Annotated in this window: 12 protein-coding genes; 7 read left to right on the forward strand and 5 right to left on the reverse strand. The window is 36.7% G+C overall.

Going from position 1 to position 21,250, the window contains the following annotated elements; genetic code table 11:
• Positions 1-24: 24 nt before the first annotated feature.
• On the reverse strand, positions 25-1,443 hold the full coding sequence (locus EJF25_RS20855; protein WP_125042573.1) for an ATP-dependent DNA helicase: 1,419 nt from the start codon (positions 1,441-1,443) through the stop codon (positions 25-27).
• 96 nt (positions 1,444-1,539) lie between these two features.
• Here EJF25_RS20855 and EJF25_RS20860 point away from each other — a divergent pair, with 96 nt between their 5' ends.
• The 3 genes from EJF25_RS20860 to EJF25_RS20870 are packed head-to-tail and all read left to right on the forward strand — an operon-like array spanning position 1,540 to position 3,520.
• Positions 1,540-2,226, forward strand: coding sequence for a hypothetical protein (locus EJF25_RS20860; protein WP_125042574.1), 687 nt, complete (start codon positions 1,540-1,542; stop codon positions 2,224-2,226).
• Positions 2,226-2,996 (forward strand): DUF3822 family protein, encoded by a 771-nt coding sequence (locus EJF25_RS20865; RefSeq protein ID WP_125042575.1) that lies wholly within the window; start codon positions 2,226-2,228, stop codon positions 2,994-2,996. Before EJF25_RS20860 ends, EJF25_RS20865 begins: the two co-directional genes overlap by 1 nt.
• Entirely contained in the window at positions 2,987-3,520 is a 534-nt protein-coding gene (locus tag EJF25_RS20870; RefSeq protein ID WP_125042576.1) for an RsmD family RNA methyltransferase, read from the forward strand. Before EJF25_RS20865 ends, EJF25_RS20870 begins: the two co-directional genes overlap by 10 nt.
• 16 nt (positions 3,521-3,536) lie before the next feature.
• Here EJF25_RS20870 and cls read toward each other — a convergent pair whose 3' ends face one another.
• From cls to EJF25_RS20885, 3 genes are all read right to left on the reverse strand, one after another.
• Entirely contained in the window at positions 3,537-4,976 is a 1,440-nt protein-coding gene (gene cls / locus EJF25_RS20875) for a cardiolipin synthase (RefSeq protein ID WP_125042577.1), read from the reverse strand.
• A gap of 133 nt (positions 4,977-5,109) precedes the next feature.
• Positions 5,110-7,944, reverse strand: a complete 2,835-nt coding sequence (locus EJF25_RS20880; protein WP_125042578.1) for a TonB-dependent receptor — start codon at positions 7,942-7,944, stop codon at positions 5,110-5,112.
• 80 nt (positions 7,945-8,024) lie between these two features.
• Positions 8,025-8,429, reverse strand: a complete 405-nt coding sequence (locus EJF25_RS20885; protein ID WP_125042579.1) for a hypothetical protein — start codon at positions 8,427-8,429, stop codon at positions 8,025-8,027.
• Between the two features lie 80 nt (positions 8,430-8,509).
• On the opposite strand from EJF25_RS20885, the gene aroB reads away from it, so the two are divergent.
• Positions 8,510-9,571 (forward strand): 3-dehydroquinate synthase, encoded by a 1,062-nt coding sequence (aroB, locus tag EJF25_RS20890; protein ID WP_125042580.1) that lies wholly within the window; start codon positions 8,510-8,512, stop codon positions 9,569-9,571.
• A 123-nt stretch (positions 9,572-9,694) separates the two neighbouring features.
• Here the strand turns inward: aroB and EJF25_RS20895 are convergent, their stop codons facing one another.
• Positions 9,695-10,585, reverse strand: coding sequence for a helix-turn-helix domain-containing protein (locus EJF25_RS20895; RefSeq protein WP_125042581.1), 891 nt, complete (start codon positions 10,583-10,585; stop codon positions 9,695-9,697).
• 453 nt (positions 10,586-11,038) lie between these two features.
• On the opposite strand from EJF25_RS20895, the gene EJF25_RS20900 reads away from it, so the two are divergent.
• The 3 genes from EJF25_RS20900 to EJF25_RS20910 all read left to right on the forward strand — a co-directional run bounded on the left by EJF25_RS20900 (position 11,039) and on the right by EJF25_RS20910 (position 21,242).
• Positions 11,039-13,687 carry a glycoside hydrolase family 78 protein gene (locus EJF25_RS20900; RefSeq protein WP_125042582.1) on the forward strand — a complete coding sequence of 883 codons (2,649 nt, stop codon included), beginning with the start codon at positions 11,039-11,041 and terminating at the stop codon, positions 13,685-13,687.
• A gap of 429 nt (positions 13,688-14,116) precedes the next feature.
• Positions 14,117-17,659: a glycosyl hydrolase gene (locus tag EJF25_RS20905; RefSeq protein WP_200832963.1), complete on the forward strand. Its 3,543-nt coding sequence runs from the start codon at positions 14,117-14,119 to the stop codon at positions 17,657-17,659.
• A 664-nt stretch (positions 17,660-18,323) separates the two neighbouring features.
• Positions 18,324-21,242 carry a two-component regulator propeller domain-containing protein gene (locus EJF25_RS20910; protein ID WP_125042583.1) on the forward strand — a complete coding sequence of 973 codons (2,919 nt, stop codon included), beginning with the start codon at positions 18,324-18,326 and terminating at the stop codon, positions 21,240-21,242.
• The last annotated feature ends 8 nt before the right edge of the window (positions 21,243-21,250 follow it).

Below are 21,250 nucleotides of genomic sequence, written 5' to 3' on the forward strand. Positions count from 1 at the left end.
CTTGAAGACGTCAATAGAATTATTTTACTCTATCTGTTCCTTGGGATAGTTCACTAAATATAAAGTCTTCGTAGCTCTTGTAAACGCTGTATACAACCAACGAAAATAATCAGGAGTCAGATACTCATCCGTCATATACCCCTGATCTAAAAATACATTCTGCCATTGTCCACCCTGAGCTTTATGGCAAGTTACCGCATAGGCATATTTCACTTGCAAAGCATTATAATGCGGATCCGCCTTCATCTTTTTCATCCGTTCTTGTTTTAAAGAAATATCTGCATAATCTTCAAGTATCGTATAAAATAAACGGTCATTTTCTGTCTTAGGTAAGGCAGGTGTATCCGAATGCAACGTATCCAATAACAGGTTAGCATCTAACTCAAAATCATTCTGATCCGGAAATCTCAGAGTAACTTCGGCAAAGCGGAAGCCATATAACTCACGCGTTCGACGAACACGCCGTACAACCGCAAGTTCACCATTTGCTATAAAATCCATCTCTTTATACTGCTCTGTCCAATAATAATTATTCTTTGCCACCATCAGCAAATCCCCTGTATTCAATTCATCTTCCCTCCAAAGAATTTGAGTACGAATGCCATTATTATATAGGTTCGCACGTTTATTAGAACGACAAATTACAATCGTTTCATCCATACCGTCACGTTCGTAACAATTCGTCAATTCATCAATTAACTCGGTCCCGGGTAATACCTTTATATCAGGAAAACCATTCACCTTTATTTTAGGCAAAGAGTAGCATTTATCTTCCATAATCAATTGACGCAATTGAGTTGCGTTCCAAAGAATTCCTGACTCTTGCACCTGACGAACCACTTGCGTCAGATTTACCTCACGCACTTCCAAACCATATCCTTTCAAGGCATCTGCAAAAAGTGCAGGGCTCAACTCCTCACCTACCGGTGGTAGCTGCGCAGTATCTCCCATCAATAACAATCGACAACCTTCACCCGAATACACAAACTGTATCAAATCATCTAATAATCTGCCTGTACCGAACATGCTTCCCGACAAACCTTCATTGGAAATCATGGAAGCTTCATCTACAATAAAAAGAGTATTTGTAGCAAGATTATCATTTATTGAAAAATTAGTCATCTCATTCGAAAAAGAACGTTGACGATATATTTTCTTATGAATTGTAAATGCTGAATGACCTGCGTATACTGAAAAAACTTTTGCAGCACGTCCTGTTGGAGCGAGCAATACAGACTTCTGTTGTAGCTTGTCCAGTGTTTTGACCAATGCCCCTACTAAAGATGTTTTACCTGTTCCTGCATACCCACGAAGAATGAAAACCTCCTCATTTATTGTGGAAAGCAAAAACTCTGAAAGAGATTTTACAGCTATTTCCTGTTCAAAAGTTGGTTGATAAGAAAAATTTTCCTTAATTTGCCTTTCTAAATAGTTATTTATCATTTTTGTACGAGAAAAAAGTTCCCGGAACTATCGTATTTAAATTTATTTATTCTATTTTTGCGATGCGAATATAACAACTAAAAAACATAATTTATCATGAAAACTGTATTTAATATTGTATTAGGGCTCTGCGTGATTGCATTGATCTATATCTGCTACAACAGCATTATGGGTCCTATCAATTTTGAAAATGCCCAAAAAACAAGAGAAGACGCAGTCATTGATCGCTTAGTGGCTATCCGCAAGGCACAACAAGAGTACAAAACTGTACACCGTGGACGCTATGCCGATAAATTCGACGTATTGATTGACTTCGTTAAAACACAGAAATTACCATTCGTTAGAAAAGAAGGGGAATTGACAGACAAACAACTGGAAGACGGAATGACTGAAAAGAGAGCTATGGAGATCATCACCAGAGCTGCCAAAACAGGTCGTTACGACGAAGTAAAAAAATGGGGATTGGAAAATTTCAAACGTGATACTATGTGGGTAGCTATGATAGACACTATCTATCCTAAAGGTTTTAACGCTGATTCTATGAGATTTGTACCTTATGGCAATGGAGCCGAATTTGAACTTATCGTAAGAAACGATACTACTAAATCTGGTGCTGCTATTTGTTTGTACGAAGTAAAAACTCCCTATGAAGTTTATCTTAACGGACTTGACAAACAGGAAATTATCAATCTGAAAGACTTGGATAACCAAACTGGTAGATATTCAGGTTTGATGATTGGATCTATAGACATGCCAAACAATGGTGCTGGAAACTGGGAATAATGATTGATTTGACTAAATCAAAACAATACACTTTATCCATCCGTCTTAGTACGGATGGATTTTCTTTTTCTATCTACAATCCGATAAATGAAGATTCACTATCACTAATTGAAAAAGAGGTAGATACATCTATATCTCTCACAGCCAATCTGAAAAACTTTTTTCACGAATCGGACTTTTTAAGTTGCTCATATAAAAGGGTAAATATAATAATGGCAAGCAAACGTTTCACAATAGTGCCATTAGATCTCTTTGATGAAGAGCAAAGCGAACTTTTATTTTATCATAATCATTCCAAAAGGGAGAATGAAACCATTATTTACAATATTCTGAAAAAAAATAATGTAGTTATCATTTTCGGAATTGACAAAAGCACATATGCTTTTTTAAACGAACAATATCCAGAAGCACGTTTCTATTCCCAAGCTACCCCGCTCATAGAATATTTATCCATTAAAAGCAGACTAGGAAACAGTAAAAAGATGTATGCTTCTTTCCGCAAAGATACTATTGATATTTATTGCTTTGAAAGAGGACATTTATTGTTAGCAAATTCCTTTAGCTGCAAACATACGGAAGACAGTATCTATTATTTATTATATGTCTGGAAACAAATGGAGTTCAATCAGGAACGGGATGAATTACATCTAACAGGGATATTATCCGATAAAGAAATCCTAATGAACGAATTAAAAAAATTCATTCTACAGGTATTTATTATGAACCCAGCTTCTAATATTGACATTCAAGCCTTATTATCATGCGAGTGATCAGCGGAATTTATAAACGAAGAAGATTTGATGTGCCACGAACTTTTAAGGCACGTCCTACTACAGATTTTGCTAAAGAGAATCTGTTTAATGTACTCAATAATTATATTGATTTCGAAGATGGGGTAACAGCCCTTGATTTGTTTGCCGGCACTGGTAGTATCAGTATAGAGTTGGTATCCAGAGGTTGTGATCGTGTCATCAGTATAGAAAAAGACCCGGCGCACTATTCATTCATTTGCAAAATCATGAATGAAGTACAAACAGATAAATGCTTGCCTATTCGTGGAGATGTATTCAAATTTGTCAATAACAGTCGTGAGAAGTTTGATTTCATTTTTGCAGATCCTCCTTATGCTTTAAAAGATTTAGCCTCCATACCCGAACTAATATTCCAAAATGAATTACTCAAAGAAGACGGACTGTTCGTACTGGAACATGGAAAAGAAAACAACTTTGAAGATAACCCACATTTCATAGAAAGAAGAATCTACGGAAGCGTAAATTTCTCTTTATTCCGATAAAGCATATTTTATCCCACTAAAGCAGCGGAGCCAATAAACGGACAACAGACTCTGCTGCCTTTCGTCTCCATGAACGTTTTACCCAATTCTTCAAAAAGATTTGCGTGCTTTCCCGCTGATCCTGGAGAAATATTTCCTTCATTTCAAGTGCTGTATTCATATCATACATAAAAGCATTTACCTCAAAATTATGTTCGAAGCTACGAAAATCAATATTCGTAGAACCTACCGTAGATAGCATATCATCCGAAACCATCAATTTGGAATGTAAGAAACCCTTTCGATAAAAATAAACTTTAACTCCTGCCTGCAATACATCTGCTAAATATGAATGTGATCCCAGATGAGTAATCCGGTTATCTGCACATTCCGGTAACATCAAACGAATATCCACCCCTGCCAATGCCGCTGTTTGCATTGCAGCTAAGATCTGTTCTGTTGGCAAGAAATAAGGAGTCTGCATATAGAAATACTTTTTAGCTCCGGAAATAGCCATAGTTAGTCCTTGCATTATTTCTTTCCACGGTCCGATAGGTTCACTTGTAACAGTTTGTACCAAGGTATTTCCGCAAGCTTCTATTTTGGGGAAATAACGGGAAGCAGTAATCAACGTACGGTCTACAAAATACCAATCGAGTAAAAATGCGGTCTGCAATCCATGTACGGCCTTCCCTTCTAATAGAATATGAGTATCACGCCAGATTCCCCAAGAGAAGCCACGCATATAACGTTCCGCCAGATTCATTCCTCCTACAAATCCCACACGCCCGTCAATAACAACAATTTTTCTATGGTTCCGATAATTAACTCTGCTGGTAAATAAGGGAAAACGCACTTTCAAGAAACTTCTGACTTCAATCCCTGCATTGCGCATTTCGTCAAAAAAGCGATTAGGTACATGCCAACAACCAACATCGTCATAAATTACACGTATCTCAACCCCCTGGGCTGCTTTCTCTATAAGCACATCCCTGACTAAACGCCCTATAGCATCATCTTCAAAGATGTAATATTCCATATGGATATGCTGCTTTGCCTTATGGAGTTCACGCAACAATGACTGTAGCTTGGTATATCCCTCAGTATAAACAGCTACCCTATTTCCTTCAAACGGGAAAGCCTGATTGGTATGTTGGAAAAGCTGAATAAGCCGGATATATTCATTAGGTATATCAGAACAATCCTGAGCTAGGTATTCTGCCATCGGTTTCTTTAAAAGTCGATTATAACTCTTTTGACCAATAATACGTTCCCGACGCTGGCTTCTGCCAAAAAAGATGTAGAAAACAAGTCCTACAACAGGAAGAAAAAGTAGTATAAGTATCCATGCCATAGTCTTCACCGGATTCCGGTTGTCAAGAATGATAATGACAATCGTACCGATAATGGCTCCGAAATAGACAATATCGAAAGCCACTGTTGCTACCTGGCTTACTATATAGTTCCAATCAATCATAAAAATCTCCTTTCTATACGGATACTAAACAACAAATATAGAGGAATTTATCGGATAAACAAAAAAAGTCCCGATGACAACTCATTTCATCATCGGGACTTACTGACTATTTAATCCATAAAATCACATTCTCCTAATAACGCATTGGTCGCATTCCTCCACCATAGCCATGTCCACCACCTCTATTACCATCAAAGCTACGTCTTTCACCTCTCTCTCCTCTATTATGTGCCACCTTTCCTCCTAATGTATTAAAGCGATAGACAAAATGTACCATAAAATAACTACCCAAAGTATTGTATTCAGTATCACTCATCATTGTTTCACTAATAGAACGTGTTAAACTACTTTGTTGTTTCAAAATATCATATATTTTAAAACGGAGAGTTGCAGCATTATTCTTTAAAAAGCTCTTTGAAATTTGTGCATTCCACATTACCTCATTATTATTTAATCCACCCGTATATCCATTCTTAAATCGACAATTAACATCTGTAGAAATAGCAATCTGCCATGGCAAATTGACATTTGTACTTCCTCCGACATAATAGTCAAATGTTTCGCGATTACTATTTTCCTGTTTACTGTTTCTAACCAAATTATAATTCACAGAACCATTTATTGACACATCAAATACCTCACTTCGATAACTACCAACAAGCCGTTCTCTTAAGTCCAAGCTATGTGTCGTGCTCAATTCCTGGTCAGAATTTCTGGAATTACCGACACTTGTATAACTTACTGCATCACTATACCTTACATTTGAAGTAGATAAAATCGTAAACTTCTGATTCCTCAAAGGAGTATTAAAATTAAAATATCCTTGAGTCTGCCAATTACCATTTACATTCTCTTTCTTATAGATACGGGCACCAGTCTGAGGGTCATACGTCATTTTATTTGCAACCGAATTCAACGTATTTGAATAACTCACATCTACAGTGTAACTACGCATAGATTCCGGAATAAACCGCCGATAATTCAAATTAAAGTTACTATTGAAAGAAGGTTTCAAATTCGGATTACCATACCTCAAATTCATAGGGTCGGTGATATCAATCACATCTTGCAGATCTTCAATATTCGGTGTACTACTTCTTCCTCGATAACGAAACATCAATACATGTTGTTTAGTAAACATATACCTGAACATTACCGAAGGCGACCAATTCAACACATTTTGTTCCGGAAGGTTCTTTTTATAGTTGGGGCCAATCGTAGTTTTACTCAAAGAAGACTGGGGTGTAACTCCCACGCCGATATCATACATCATTTTTGTATAAAGTCCACGCATAGAAAGATATGCCGAATGAGTATCATAAAAGTTTTCTACTCGTGTACTCAAATCATTATCGTATCCACGCTCCATATATTCCGGATAAGGATAATAGTTAATACTATCATACACTAATGATTGCGACAACTGCTTACGATGAGCGAATTCATAACGTAATTGAAGGAAATGATTCTTAAATACCGGTTCAGTATAGGATGCAGATACACTCCAGTTACGACTATCACTATTTCGATCTGTATATCGAGAAATATCCGAGATACTATCTAACTCAAAAAACTCGGTCTTTGAATCGGAGTAAGCATCTGATTCGCTATCACTGTATCCAAAACGTGCACCAACAGACAAATTTCTTCCTTTATTATTCAAACGACGGAAGGCCATCAAACTTCCATTAAAAGACCAGTTATGACCTTTAGATGAAGAAGCTGCTCCCCTTTCATTGACAGGATCGTGAGAATTATTATCAGTTCTTGACCAAGAACTACTGCTCGTTTCAGTTTGCGAATAACTACCATTGGGGCGGAAAATAATAGTAGTCAATGTATCCGGACGCCATTCCATACGAAAATCAACACGAAGATCATGTCTGTCACGATTTGACAAGTTTTCACTCTGCCCAAAAGAAGAGGTTTCTCCTAAAAAGGTTTCCGAAGAACTTTTACGACGAGCATCATTATTAGAATGCCCGTATTGTACATTTCCTCCTACTTGTATTTTATTTGTTTCTTTTGCATAATTAACCCCTAGTGATTGTGAAGTCGTAATACCAGAACCTGCATTACCTCCTGCGAGACCTTGACCGGCATCTCCAAACTCCGAGAATCCCTGATTATTCGTATTATTGGCAGAGGCAATAACTGTAAAACTCGAGTCATCTTTAAAACGACTGACCATCGCTCCACCTTCATAACGATCTTTACTACCATACCCACCAATAAAGTTGCCAATCACACCATTTTTCATTCCCTTCTTGACTGTCAGGTCCAAAACGGATTCTTCATTTCCATCATCAATACCTGTAATACGTGCCATATCACTTTTCTTATCATATGATTTGACTTTATCAACGATATTTGCAGGTAGGTTCTTCATTGAGACTTTCGGGTCGTCAGAGAAAAACTCTTTTCCATCCACCATAATTTTTTTGACTTCTTTACCATTGATAGTGATTTTTCCTTCATCACTCACTTCGGCCCCTGGAATTCTCTTCACCAGTTCTTCCAGCATCGCTCCTTCCGGAACAGGATAAGCCGCAGCAGAATACTCCGTTGTATCCCCCTTTACTATAACAGGCGGAACTTCTGCTGTAACCACTGCTTCCTTTAACATCACAGCATCCGGTTCCAAAGAAATATTTCCTACTTGTTTATCAGACACATTATCAGTCAATTGTAAAGGAAGGAATTTAGTACGAAAACCTATAAAGGAGACTTTTAATAAATATTTTCCAGCTTTCACTTTAGGAAGAGTAAACCATCCTTTATCGCTACTTGCTGCACCGGCAGCATAAGTACTATCCGGCAGGCTCAACAACTGAACCGTAGCTTGTGCTGCCGGCTCTTCCGAATCAGATTCCATGACACGTCCCGAAACAGAGATCAACTTATTTTGGGCAAAAATAGAAATGGTGCAAAGTAACATCAGCACCATAAAAGCTGAAACTTTCTTCATTTACCTTATTTACGATTTAGTAGTAATACACAATGTCTTTTTGACAAATTGAATCGTAAAAGGTTTAATTTAAATAAAAACTATCTCTTGAATAATCGATCAACTACCGCTTTTTTAAGACCAAACTCCAAACAAAGCACATTAAATATCAAAAAAGTCAGAAAAGAGGAAGTATCTACATTGATAACATCTTTTTGGAAGACACGCCATAACATACTTCCAAAAACAAAAAGAAATGTTAGAAAGATAGCATTACGAACTGCTGTATTACGAATCTGTTCAGTTTCACGACTCTCATTTTTATTCAATGCAAATATTATCATTAAGCATCCTGCCATCATCAGCAACTTTGTACATTCTTTATAAAACAAGAGATTCTGATCATTGACCATTCCATTCATATATAATACAGGAAGTATAAATAAAGAGATTATAAGAACAAGATATCCTAAAGGACGACTGAATATTGGTAGTAATGCTTTCATAAATTCTATGTTTTAATGAGACAAAAGTAAGTAAAAAAAATATTTTATATACATTTGCAGCAAGAAAAAGCTAAAGAATCATGAGTAAACAAGAAGTTATTCTCTGCGAAAGCCTGGAAGCAAGTCTCGATCGTGCCATAAAAAAATGTCCGCACGACAAGTTATTCATTCTCACAGACGAGCATACACAGCGTTTATGTCTCCCTGCTTTAAAAGAAGTATCTTATCTTAAAGATGCGATTGAAATCTGTATCGGTCCCGAGGATGTACATAAAACATTAGACACATTAGCTTCCGTATGGATGACGCTAAGTAAAAAAGGAGCTACCCGCCATTCATTACTTATCAATTTAGGAGGAGGAATGGTTACTGACTTAGGAGGCTTTGCTGCTGCTACATTCAAACGTGGAATTTCTTATATTAATATTCCTACTACATTGTTAGCCATGGTAGATGCTTCCGTAGGAGGTAAAACAGGTATTAACTTCAATGGACTGAAAAATGAAATCGGTGCATTTGCTCCGGCAGACTGTGTTTTGATTGAAACAGAATTCTTAAGAAGTCTCGATGCACACAATTTCTTCTCCGGATATGCTGAAATGCTGAAACATGGATTGATCAGCAATACAGCTCATTGGGCTGAATTATTAAATTTTGAGACTTCTACTATTGACTATTCTTATCTAAAACGATTAGTCGGTCAATCTGTACAAGTAAAAGAAGACATCGTGGAACAAGACCCTCTTGAACATGGCATACGTAAAGCTTTGAATCTGGGACATACCGTAGGACATGCTTTTGAGAGTTTAGCTCTAGCAGAAAACCGCCCGCTCTTGCATGGTTATGCTGTAGCATGGGGAATTGTCTGTGAATTATATCTATCGCATCTTAAAGTCGGGTTCCCTAAAGACAAGATGAGACAGACAATCGAATTCATCAAAGAAAACTATGGAGCGTTCACATTCGACTGCAAACAATATGAACAGCTGTATGCACTTATGACACATGATAAAAAGAATACTTCAGACACTATCAATTTCACTTTGCTGAAAGACATCGGAGATATTTGTATAAACCAAACAACAGATAAAGATACGATTTTCGAAATGTTGGATTTCTATCGTGAATGCATGGGAATCTGAATAAATATATCCTAACCAATAAAGACCAAAGGAGCAGATTTTGCATTATGCCTTACTGCTCCTTTGATTTATATCTACTTTTATGTACTCTTAAACGAGCTTATAATATAAGAGTTTCTTTCATTATTTAAGCACCTCTCCCGTTCCATCCAAACTTGCTATCCGATACTGTGACAATGACATTCCTGTATGTTTTCTAAAGAAACGTCCCAAAGACGATTGATTAGCAAAATTTGTTTTAAGAGCTATTTCCTGAACATTCAGATTAGTGTTCTTTAGCAAAGCTTTTATCTCTAATATAATATATTCTATAATCCAGTCTTTAGCAGATTTCCCACTAGTCTCTTTTATAACCATCGACAGATATTTAGAGGTAATGCACAATTTATCAGCATAAAAAGCTACATCTTTATTTTCCCTGAAATGTTCCATGATAAGTGCAAAAAACTTATTAGTTAATTCCTCTTTACGAGTTTCTTGTCTATTTCCCAAAAATAAAGTTTCCTGTTTCTGAAAATAGTTATATAATTCCAAATACAAATACCTTATTAAATGAGTAATCAATTCACGTCTATATAAATCACTTGAGGTTATCTTCTCTTTCACCAATCCAAAAAAATTAAATAGACGCTGAATATCTGTTTCTGATTGACGATAAACAAAATGACTTCTCATGTAAAAAAAGAAATGAGGAGAAAATAAAGGCACACCAGATAGGGCATCACTATGCAAAGAAAGTGAGATAACCAATGTAATAGTTTGAAAATCGGCACTTACTTCATTAAATGACACATATTGTCCCGGAAATAAAATCATTAACTCTTTGGGCATTATCCAATGCATGCTGTCATGCACCTGAATCTGCGCTTTTCCCCTAAAACAATATACAATCATAGCAGATTGTATACTTGATGGATAAGGAGTTAAAGGAAGATATTTCAAATTTTCGTAATATCTTAGATCATCACCCAAGATATAGGTTTCTAATGTTTCACTCTTTTTACTATTCAGCATTTATCGAATTCAATAAAACTTTGCACAAAAATATAATATACCGATTTAGCTTACATCATATATGGAAATATGGTATTGCATTAAAGAAGTTAAGCCCCCATTATTTACATTATTTTATAAACAGAAGCTTCTCGAGTTAGTTTAATAAAAAGCCTATTATTTAGATTTATTACAAATAACACAGCAGCATATCTTAGTTAAAATAAAATAGAAGCAAAGTCTATAGATATCTGTTTCTCATACAAAAAGCCCCATTTATTTTCTTTTTAGGGTATTTTCCTGGCCTTCGTGTCAAAAATGTAATCAAAAAAATCATTATTCTTACATACAAAGACCTAAACATCCGCTATTTTTGCAAACAGCATATTAAAAGTTGATATGCTGAAACCTAAATTATGATACGAACAATAATTATTAAATGATTATTAAAGCAAACACATAATAATAATTGAAATGAAAAAATTCTTTTTATGCACTGCGTTAGCACTTTCCGTACTACAACTTGCATCTGCTCAAAAGCAAGATACATGTAAGCCAATAAATCTTATTTGTGACCATCTGGTAAAACCTTTGGGAATAGACAATCCCAATCCCAGATTATCGTGGATGCTGGACGATTCACGAAAAGGAGCACGACAAACTGCTTATCAAATAGTGGTAGGATGTGATTCTCTGGAAGTAGTTAATGGAAAGGGGAAAGTATGGGATACGGGAAAGAAAAACTCGGATGATATCCTGATTAATTATTCGGGGCAAGCACTTCAACCTTTTACTAAGTATTATTGGAAAGTGAATGTTTGGGACAAAGACGGTGTAAATTCCTCATCGGACGTTAGTTGTTTCGAAACAGGAATGATGGGAATGAAAAACTGGCAAGGTGCATGGATTGGGGATAATAGGGACATTAACTACAAACCGGCTCCTTATTTCCGTAAAACATTTGAAGCAAAGAAAAAGATCAAATCAGCTAGAGCATATATTGCTGTGGCAGGTTTATACGAATTATATCTGAATGGAAACAAGATAGGCAATCATCGCTTAGATCCTTTATATACCCGTTTCGATAGAAGAAACTTCTATGTAACATATGATGTAACCGATCAATTGCAACAAGGCAAAAATGCAATAGGAGTTTTGCTGGGTAATGGTTGGTACAATCATCAATCAATGGCAGTATGGGATTTCCATCGTGCCCCATGGCGTAACCGCCCTACCTTTTGCATGGACTTACGAATTACTTATGAAGATGGTACTGTAGAAGTTATTCCTACAGAAAGAGACTGGAAAACATCATCGGGTGCTTTGATCTTCAATAGTATTTATACAGCTGAGCATTACGATGCTCGTTTGGAACAAAAAGATTGGAGTACAGCAAATTTCGATGATTCAAAATGGCATGGTGTAGGCTATAGAGGAGTACCTTCTCAAAATGTAGTCTCTCAACAAGTACAACCCATTCGTGCTGTGGAAACAATCCCGGTAAAAACTCTCAAGAAGTTTAATGATTCTACGTATGTATTCGACTTTGCCAGAAATATGGCAGGAGTTACTCGTATAAAAGTATCCGGAGAAGAAGGCACAATTGTGAGAATTAAACATGGAGAACGTATATATGATAACGGACGAGTGAATACATCAAACATTGATGTGTACCATCGTCCGGTAGATGATTCGGATCCATTCCAAACAGATATTCTCATCTTGAGTGGAAAAGGGGAAGATGAGTTTATGCCTAGATTCAATTATAAAGGTTTCAGATATGTCGAAGTGACAAGTAACAAACCGATCACATTAAATGAAAATAGCCTGACTGCGTATTTTACCCATAGCGATGTCCCTCAAAAAGGAGAAATCAATACTTCAAACACGCTTATCAACCGTTTATGGTGGACAACTAATAATGCTTATTTATCCAATCTGATGGGATATCCTACCGACTGTCCTCAACGAGAGAAAAATGGATGGACCGGTGACGGACATTTCGCGATTGAAACAGCATTGTATAATTATGATGGTATTACCGTTTACGAGAAATGGCTGGCAGATCACCGGGACGAACAGCAGCCTAATGGTGTATTGCCCGATATTATACCAACCGGAGGCTGGGGATATGGAACAGACAACGGACTGGATTGGACCAGTACGATTGCAATCATTCCATGGAATATCTACATGTTTTATGGTGACAGTAAATTATTAGCAGACTGTTATGAGAACATCAAACGGTATGTGAACTATGTTGATCGTACAAGTCCGAATGGATTAACTTCATGGGGTAGAGGTGACTGGGTACCCGTAAAATCAGGTTCCTCAAAAGAATTGACGTCATCTGTCTACTTTTATGTTGATACTAAAATTCTTGCCAATGCTGCAAAACTATTTAATAAGCAAGAAGACTATACATATTATACTGCACTAGCTGAAAAAATTAAAAATGCAATCAATGCAAAATTTCTGAATCAAGAAACAGGTATATATGCCAGCGGTGTTCAAACGGAATTAAGTGTACCTCTGATGTGGGGAATTGTTCCTGAAGATGTAAAGAAGAAAGTAGTTAAGAATCTAGCGAAGAAAGTAGAAGAAGCAGGTTTCCATCTGGATGTAGGTGTATTGGGAGCAAAAGCTATTCTGAATGCATTAAGTGAAAATGGAGAAGCGGAAACTGCTTATAAAGTGGCCGCACAAGATACTTACCCATCATGGGGATGTTGGATAGCTAACGGGGCTACGACATTGCTTGAAAACTGGGATTTGAAAGCTACACGAGACATTTCGGATAATCACATGATGTTTGGTGAAATCGGTGGATGGTTTTATAAAGGCTTAGGAGGTATTTTCCCTGATCCACAGCAGCCCGGATTTAAACATATTCTTCTTCGTCCTAATTTCCCGACCGGATTAAATCAGTTTGAAGCAAAACACCAGTCACCTTACGGCGAGATTTGTTCGAAATGGGAACGTAAGAAAAATATCATCCTTTATGCAATAAAGGTGCCGGCTAACAGTAGTGCAACTCTTTATTTACCTGATAATATAAAAGGGGAAGAACGTACAATAGAATTGGAAGCTGGAGAATATAATTTTAAGTTCAAATTAAAATAGAATGATTAGAGTCTCATAATTGCATACCAAGACTTATTTTATAATTAGTTAATTACAACATGGAGGGCACTTAAAACATTATTTAAGTTGCCCTCTTTATAAACACACCACGCTTTATCCAGACTTGGTATCTTTTGAAGTGCAAATCACTATTTCCACAAGAAGAGATATCAATTAAAAATCTGAATATTAATTATTTATTTAAAACTTATCGAGTATATTCTTAGAGTCATAAAGTCTAATTCCTGAGTATTAATAATTGAGAAATAGAGTATTAATACCTGAGATGTAGACTATTATAGTCTACAAATGGGTAAATTAATATCTATCCGAATATGTCGAGAGTACATGCAGAAGCCGAATCATTCAATGGCATCACAAATACATTTTTTCAAAATAATATTAAAATCAAATCTTATAATTCTGAGTATGAGAAAAAAAATATTTTTAATCTATATAGCCTGCTTCTTTGTAACTATGGTTGGAGGTACGCCTTTAAATACAGGTTTTCAACATCTACATACAGGTTTTCAATATCCCCCTACATCTGCCAAAGCACGTACCTGGTGGCATTGGATCAATGGAAATGTAACCAAAGCAGGAATTACTGCGGATTTGGAAGCTATGAAACGTGTAGGCATTCAAGAAGCACAAATCTTTAATGTCGATCAAGGGTATCCTGAAGGGCCTGCTTCCTTTTTATCTCCTGAATGGTTAGAACTTTTTCATTTTGCTGTTTCAGAGGCGAAACGACTGGGACTTGAAATCGGATTCCATAATGGTGCCGGCTGGTCATCAAGCGGAGGTCCCTGGATAACCCCTGAATTTGCAATGCAAACAATAGTATATAGCGAAAAACAGTGTAATGGAGGTGAACAGATTCTAATTAAATTGCCACAACCAACCACAAAATTAAACTATTACAAAGATATTGCTATATTAGCATTCCCTACTCCACAGAACGAAACTCGATTGGATAATCTTGAATTAAAAACCTTGTCAGGTCATTCTTTTCCCAATCATTTGCTACCGGATGAAAAAGTTATTCCACAAACAGCTTTGGTACGGAAATCGGAAATAATCAATCTGACATCCAACATGTCTTCTGATGGCAACTTAAAATGGAAAGCACCTGCCGGCAAATGGACTATTCTTCGTATTGGACATACTCCTACCGGAACAAAGAATCGGCCAGCAAACGGTACGGGACAAGGATTGGAATGCGATAAACTTAGCAAAGCCGCTGTAGACGCTTATTGGAAAGGTGGAATTCATCCAATATTAGAAAAATTAGGCCCGCTTGTGGGCACTAATTTGACTAATTGTTTAATAGATAGTTATGAAGTAGGCTGTGGAAATTGGACTACAGGCTTTGATAAAGAGTTTGCCAAACGTTGTAAGTATGATTGTATCTCCTACCTCCCTACCCTAGCCGGATACTATGTTGAAAGTGGTGAGATCTCCGAACGCTTTCTTTGGGATTTCCGGAAAACAATTGGTGAATTGATGGCGGATAATTATTTTGGTTATTTTCAAGAGCTATGTCATAAATACGGTATGAAGTTTTCCGTAGAACCATACGGTGGTCCTTTCAATTGTATGCAATCCGGTGCTGTTGGTGATATACCCATGAGTGAATTCTGGGTAGGTGGCAAGGTCTTTACAGAAATGTCAAAGTTAGCAGCCTCTGTAGCACATCTGAATGGTACAGCAGAAGTAGGTGCCGAAGCCTTTACTGCCGACAATAATCATAGCAAATGGTTGAATCAACCAGCTACACTGAAACCTTTAGGTGACTGGGCATGGTCAGAAGGAGTCAATCGTTTCATTTTCCATACTTATGCACATCAACCATGGAACATAGCTCCAGGCATGACATTCCATATGTATGGTACGGAGATAAGCCGTTTGAACACTTGGTGGGAACAGGGAAAAGCATACATGGACTATTTAGCGCGTTCACAATTTCTGCTTCAACAAGGGCGATGTGCTGCTGATGTATTAGTCTTTACAGGGGAGTCTTCACCTAACGATGGGATATATCGACAAGATATTAAAGCATTGGGATACGATTATGATGAAATAGGAATCAATAAGATCGCTTCTCTAACGGTAAATAATACTCTGATTCAGACACCTACAGGAGGTCAATATCGAATTCTAGTACTACCTGAAAATGAGAAGATGACGCCTGAATTATTACTGAAATTAAAAGAACTCGCTAAAAAGGGAGCAACGATTATTGGACCCAAACCGTTGAAATCTCCAAGTCTCCAAGGATTCCCGCAATGTGATGATAAATTAAAAAAACTAGCAGATGAACTGTGGGGAACAAATGCTGCAAATAGTAAGAATGCACTTATTTGTAATATATCAGTAAAGGATGCATTAAAACGTGCAAAATTGAAACCGGATTTTTCTGCTGGATTAAGTGGTTCTGATCTTCTTTTTATTCATCGGATAACAGATAATGAGGATATTTACTTTATATCTAATCAACAGAAACAGTATCGGAAAGAAATATGTACGTTTCGTGTTTCAGGAAAACAACCACCTGAACTTTGGAATGCAGAAACTGGAAAGATGGAGACTATTGCCGAATGGCAATGCGAGGGAGGAGTCACAACTATTCCTCTCAGCTTTACACCGGAAGAATCATTCTTTATCATATTCAAAAGTGGAAATGAGCATTTTACAATCAATAATCCCATCGCAGCAGTGAAACAAGATTTGTCTAGTATTGAAACAAAAGCTCTTCCCGATTTGAAAATTATCAAAGCCGAATATGGAACTTTCCTCCCGGAAGGTATGGTAGATGTAACGGATATATTATCAAATAATATCAAAGGGAACCAATTACAGATAACAGCAGACAATAACATTGTAAATGACCCTGCTCCCGGAGTTCAAAAAGAAATGAGGTTAGAATATAGTGTAGGAGGAAAACTCTATAAAAAATGTGTTCCCGAATCACAGACCCTCACTATACCGTCAGAAGGAGAAAGCGGAGAACTAAAATTAATAAAAGCTCTTTACGGACGATTTGCACCGGATTTTGACGGAAACTTGCCAGCACCCCCTATCGATATAACACAACAGATAAATAAAAGAATCAGTTCTCTAAATTTGATATTCCCTGTTGATGACAGCCTTATAGGTAAATCAGTGACAGGTAGAAATAAAGAAAGTAAAAAGTTACGTTTGGTTTATTCCGCAGCAGGAGAAGTCTTTGAATGGGAAATACCGGAAGGGAAAACTGTAAATTTGACGCAACACAACCCTGAGCCTAAGTTAGCCATTGAAAATGGGAAATTGACCTGGATAACTCCACAAACGGGTACTATTGAATGTACTATGGTATCAGGAGACATCAAAAAAGGATGTGTAAAATCCATTCCACAACCTCTAAAAATCGAAGGAGCATGGGATGTTAGTTTCCCACCAAACTTAGGAGCACCTTCACAAGCTAAATTTAAAGAGTTATATTCGTGGTCGGAATCTTCAGACGAAGGCATTCGTTACTTCTCAGGTACGGCAACTTATCGGAAACAAATTTATGTTCCAAAAGAATATGTACAACCGGAAATATCTTTAGAAATGGATCTAGGGAGGGTTTGTGTAATAGCAGAAGTGATTGTGAATGGCAAGGAACTAGGTATATTATGGAGAACCCCGTTCCATATTGATCTGGGAGATGCGGTTCGGGCAGGAGAAAATGACATACAGATACGTGTTACCAATTTATGGCCAAACCGTCTGATCGGTGATGCCCATTACCCTGAAGATTGTGAATGGGGGGATTGGCTCCCGAAGAGCTGGCCGAACTGGTTAGAAAAACCGGAAAAGCGCTCGTCTAAACGTATAACATTCACGACCTGGAAACATTGGAGGGCTGACGATAAGCTACAACCTTCTGGTTTAATGGGACCAATACTCATACGCCCATATATGCATGTTGATTTATCCCAGTAAATGATTCCTTTTTCAATGTGTTAGAATGAAGTTAAACACCATTCCTTCATCCTTCATATTTTGATATATCCTACTATGGATCAATCCATTGCATTGCGTCATCTTTTTTTTCTGAACTTCTCTATTTTTTTAGTTCTCAAATGTAGATGACGCAATGTCTTTATTTAATAAATAAGAAACTTATGCTCCCATATGACAAACAAGAATGTTTTTTCAAATACTATTCCTCGTATAAAACAAAGTATTTGCTTTGAGAAAAAGATCACAATGTTTGTTTCCGTTCTTCCTTATCTTTGAAAAAAAGACCGCAATGATTGAAAACAAACTTCCCATAGTTTGTACACCCAAAACGTATAGTTGATTGCATCAGATTAACCGCTTGTCTCACTCAACGTTTGCGGTTGATTTGAGTAAGTTTACCACATACTTTTTCCAAATCATGCGGTTGATTCAAGTGAATCAAGTACTTGTTTGAAACAATTTAAATACTTAATCTCAAATCCAAGTCAATATATAAAAGAATGCATTTTATAATGTCCGAAAAACATAACCGCTTGCTTATAAAGAATAGTCAGAATTAATTAAACAATGAATTTGCTAATTAAGCTTGAAAAATTAACTTTGTAACTTCAAACCGAATAGTATTCTAATCCTAATAACAAAAATGCGCTTACTACTTATACTATCGACTCTCCTTTATTCATTTACGTGTTTGGCGGAGAACGAACGGAATTCTTATTCCTTCAAAAAGATAGATCATTCACAAGGTCTATCTAATAGTGCTGTAATAAGCATATTTCAAGATAATACCGGAATCATGTGGATTGGCACTTATGACGGCATTAACTGTTATGACGGAAAAGAGATAGAAACTTTCCGTTCCGATTTCTCTGCCAAGACAACGTTAAGCAACAATATCATACATGCTATTCAACAAGCAGACAGTAACTGCATTTGGATCTCCGGAAATCAAATAGTCAATCGTTTCTCACTATCTTCAAAAGAAATCGTCTCTAATTACGAATTTCCGGGATTTCATTCTCCTCATTCCAACAAAAACGGAAATACTTGGTTGATAGGTACCAATAGCATACGATATTATAACACCTACCACCATCGTTTTATCAAGATAAAAAAGCCGGATATAGAAATGGGTGATCCAAACAGCCACGCTTTTGTCACCGACGATGGCGATTTATGGCTTTTTCCCAATCGTTCTACCGAATTATATAAGTTTTCTCTCAATTCATTTGGGGCAGATACTTTAAATACCCAACTCACCGTCACCCCTTACCATTTTCATTCCAAACCTTTGGAATTCATTTCTTATCAAAACGGAATACTATGTTTTGTAGATATTGAGAAAGACTTATATATTTATGACATAGCCGGTAAATCTAAAATTTATACTCGTAACATATCCTCATTACTTGAAAAATATGGTTCGGTACAAGGAATTATACCCTTTTACGAAGATATAATCATCGGCTTCAAAACCAATGGACTCATATTACTCAGAGCGTCAAAGAAATATGAGGAAAGTATCCTAAACCGTAATATTTGCATTTTCAGTATTTACAAAGATCCCCATCAAGGAATATTCTGGATAGGATCGGACGGGCAAGGGGCTATTATGTATGCACAAGATCACTCAATAGCTACCAACATAAAATTAAACAGTCTCTCATCCAACTTAACCCGGCAAGTACGTTCGTTGATGACTGATAAAGATGGCGGACTATGGTGCGGGACCAAAGGTGATGGCTTAATATATATCCCTGATTTTCAGAGAGGGATTGATGTAACAAAAGCAAAAATATATTCACCTTACGATATACAAAATGCTACCTCCTATTCAAAATGGGATAAAGAATTCGAAGTATTTACATTGCAGCAAAGCCGCTATTTAAATGGTTTTTGGTTGGGAACAGGAGATACCGGACTATATTATTACTCTTATGACGATAAGAAACTTCACTCTATACTCCCTCCGTCAGGCAATCTGCTTGTACATATACACAAGATATACGAGGAAAACGACTCTACACTATGGTTATCCTCCTCTGAAGACGGTATTCATAAGGCCTGGTTCAAAAAGGTACAGGCTCTTCCCAGCATTCAGAAAGAAAAGAAATTTCATTTCTTCCGCGAACAGCATGAGATCAATTCGCTTTTTTCAATGATACCCGAAGGAGATTCAATCTTATGGTTTGCCAGTCGCAACAATGGCTTGATTAAGATGAATAAACAAACTGAAAAATATCAGGTTATATCTCTTAAAGAAATATTACATAAATCAGTCGATGATATTCTATCCACTTATGTAGACAAGAATGGGAAAATATATTTAGGCACAACTGCAGGACTAGTCAGCTTCACTAAAGAAAATGGTAAATTAAAACCTCATTATGTAGGATTGGCAGAAGGATTGCTTAATGATATGATTCATGGCATTTTGGAAGATGGCAATGGTTTTCTTTGGCTTTCTACAAATAAAGGTATTATCAAATATAATCCTAAAAATGACTCTTCACATGGTTACTACTACAGTAGTGGTGTGCAAATTGGAGAATTCAGCGACGACGCATACTATCAATGTCCTTATACCCAAAAACTCTTATTCGGAGGAACAGACGGTTTGTTGTATATGGATAAAGATGTGATTACTCCTTCCGGTTATTATCCGGACATCATCCTGCGAAAACTTAAAATAAAAAGTAAAGAAGTCAATCTCTCTCACTATTATACCCCTGATGGTAAGACCTTGCATATCCCTGGTCCGAAAACATCTTTTGCTCTTACGTTTGCAGTACCGGATTATTTGACGGGAAGTGAGATAGAATATTCATATAAACTTGAAGGGAAAGACACGGATTGGACTAACTTTTCGCCCAATAATGAAGCTATTTATTCAGATATTACAGCTGGAAAGTACACCCTCAATATCCGTTATAAAAAAGATGTTATTGACAGCTACAAAACAATGACTATACCTATCTCAATCGTATCCCCGTGGTATCAATCAATGTTGGCTTATATAATATATATTCTATTGATAATCGGAATTGGAGGTACTGTTTTCTATTTATTGCGTAGATGTTCTCAACTTAAACAAAAGGTAAAACAACTTTCAATAAATAGTGACGAAAAGATCACATGCGAATCATCCTGCCAGTATATCAAACAAATACGTGAAACAGTTACATTGAAACTCGGCATTTCACCCGACCAAATGAAATGTACTACGACGGATCAGATAAACTTTATTTGGAAAGTTACGCATATCATAGAACAAAATCTGAATAAAGAAAACTTAAGTACCACATTCATTGCCGACCAAATGGCAATGAGTCCCCGACAATTTTATCGCAGATATAAGGAGATTGCTGAAATCTCACCTAGCGATCTAATCAAAAATTACCGAATAGAGAAAGCAGCTGGATTATTATTGACCACCGATAGATCAATACAAGATATCATTGCAGATGTAGGCATCTCCAGCCGTGCCTATTTCTACAAAGAGTTCACACGAAAGTTTGATATGACTCCTAAGGATTATCGTGAAGCCAACAAAAGAAAGTAAAATCCAGT

Origin of the sequence: Bacteroides faecalis (assembly GCF_003865075.1) — a bacterium.
Lineage (GTDB): Bacteria > Bacteroidota > Bacteroidia > Bacteroidales > Bacteroidaceae > Bacteroides > Bacteroides faecalis.

What these genes read in the sequence shown, in the direction of transcription:
- cls (WP_125042577.1), bottom strand. Translation starts at nt 4,976, where the DNA reads ATGATTGATTGGAACTATATAGTAAGCCAGGTAGCAACAGTGGCTTTC.
- EJF25_RS20910 (WP_125042583.1), top strand. Translation starts at nt 18,324, where the DNA reads ATGCGCTTACTACTTATACTATCGACTCTCCTTTATTCATTTACGTGT.
- EJF25_RS20880 (WP_125042578.1), bottom strand. Translation starts at nt 7,944, where the DNA reads ATGAAGAAAGTTTCAGCTTTTATGGTGCTGATGTTACTTTGCACCATT.
- EJF25_RS20895 (WP_125042581.1), bottom strand. Translation starts at nt 10,585, where the DNA reads ATGCTGAATAGTAAAAAGAGTGAAACATTAGAAACCTATATCTTGGGT.
- EJF25_RS20900 (WP_125042582.1), top strand. Translation starts at nt 11,039, where the DNA reads ATGAAAAAATTCTTTTTATGCACTGCGTTAGCACTTTCCGTACTACAA.
- EJF25_RS20905 (WP_200832963.1), top strand. Translation starts at nt 14,117, where the DNA reads ATGAGAAAAAAAATATTTTTAATCTATATAGCCTGCTTCTTTGTAACT.
- EJF25_RS20865 (WP_125042575.1), top strand. Translation starts at nt 2,226, where the DNA reads ATGATTGATTTGACTAAATCAAAACAATACACTTTATCCATCCGTCTT.
- EJF25_RS20885 (WP_125042579.1), bottom strand. Translation starts at nt 8,429, where the DNA reads ATGAAAGCATTACTACCAATATTCAGTCGTCCTTTAGGATATCTTGTT.
- EJF25_RS20855 (WP_125042573.1), bottom strand. Translation starts at nt 1,443, where the DNA reads ATGATAAATAACTATTTAGAAAGGCAAATTAAGGAAAATTTTTCTTAT.
- aroB (WP_125042580.1), top strand. Translation starts at nt 8,510, where the DNA reads ATGAGTAAACAAGAAGTTATTCTCTGCGAAAGCCTGGAAGCAAGTCTC.
- EJF25_RS20870 (WP_125042576.1), top strand. Translation starts at nt 2,987, where the DNA reads ATGCGAGTGATCAGCGGAATTTATAAACGAAGAAGATTTGATGTGCCA.
- EJF25_RS20860 (WP_125042574.1), top strand. Translation starts at nt 1,540, where the DNA reads ATGAAAACTGTATTTAATATTGTATTAGGGCTCTGCGTGATTGCATTG.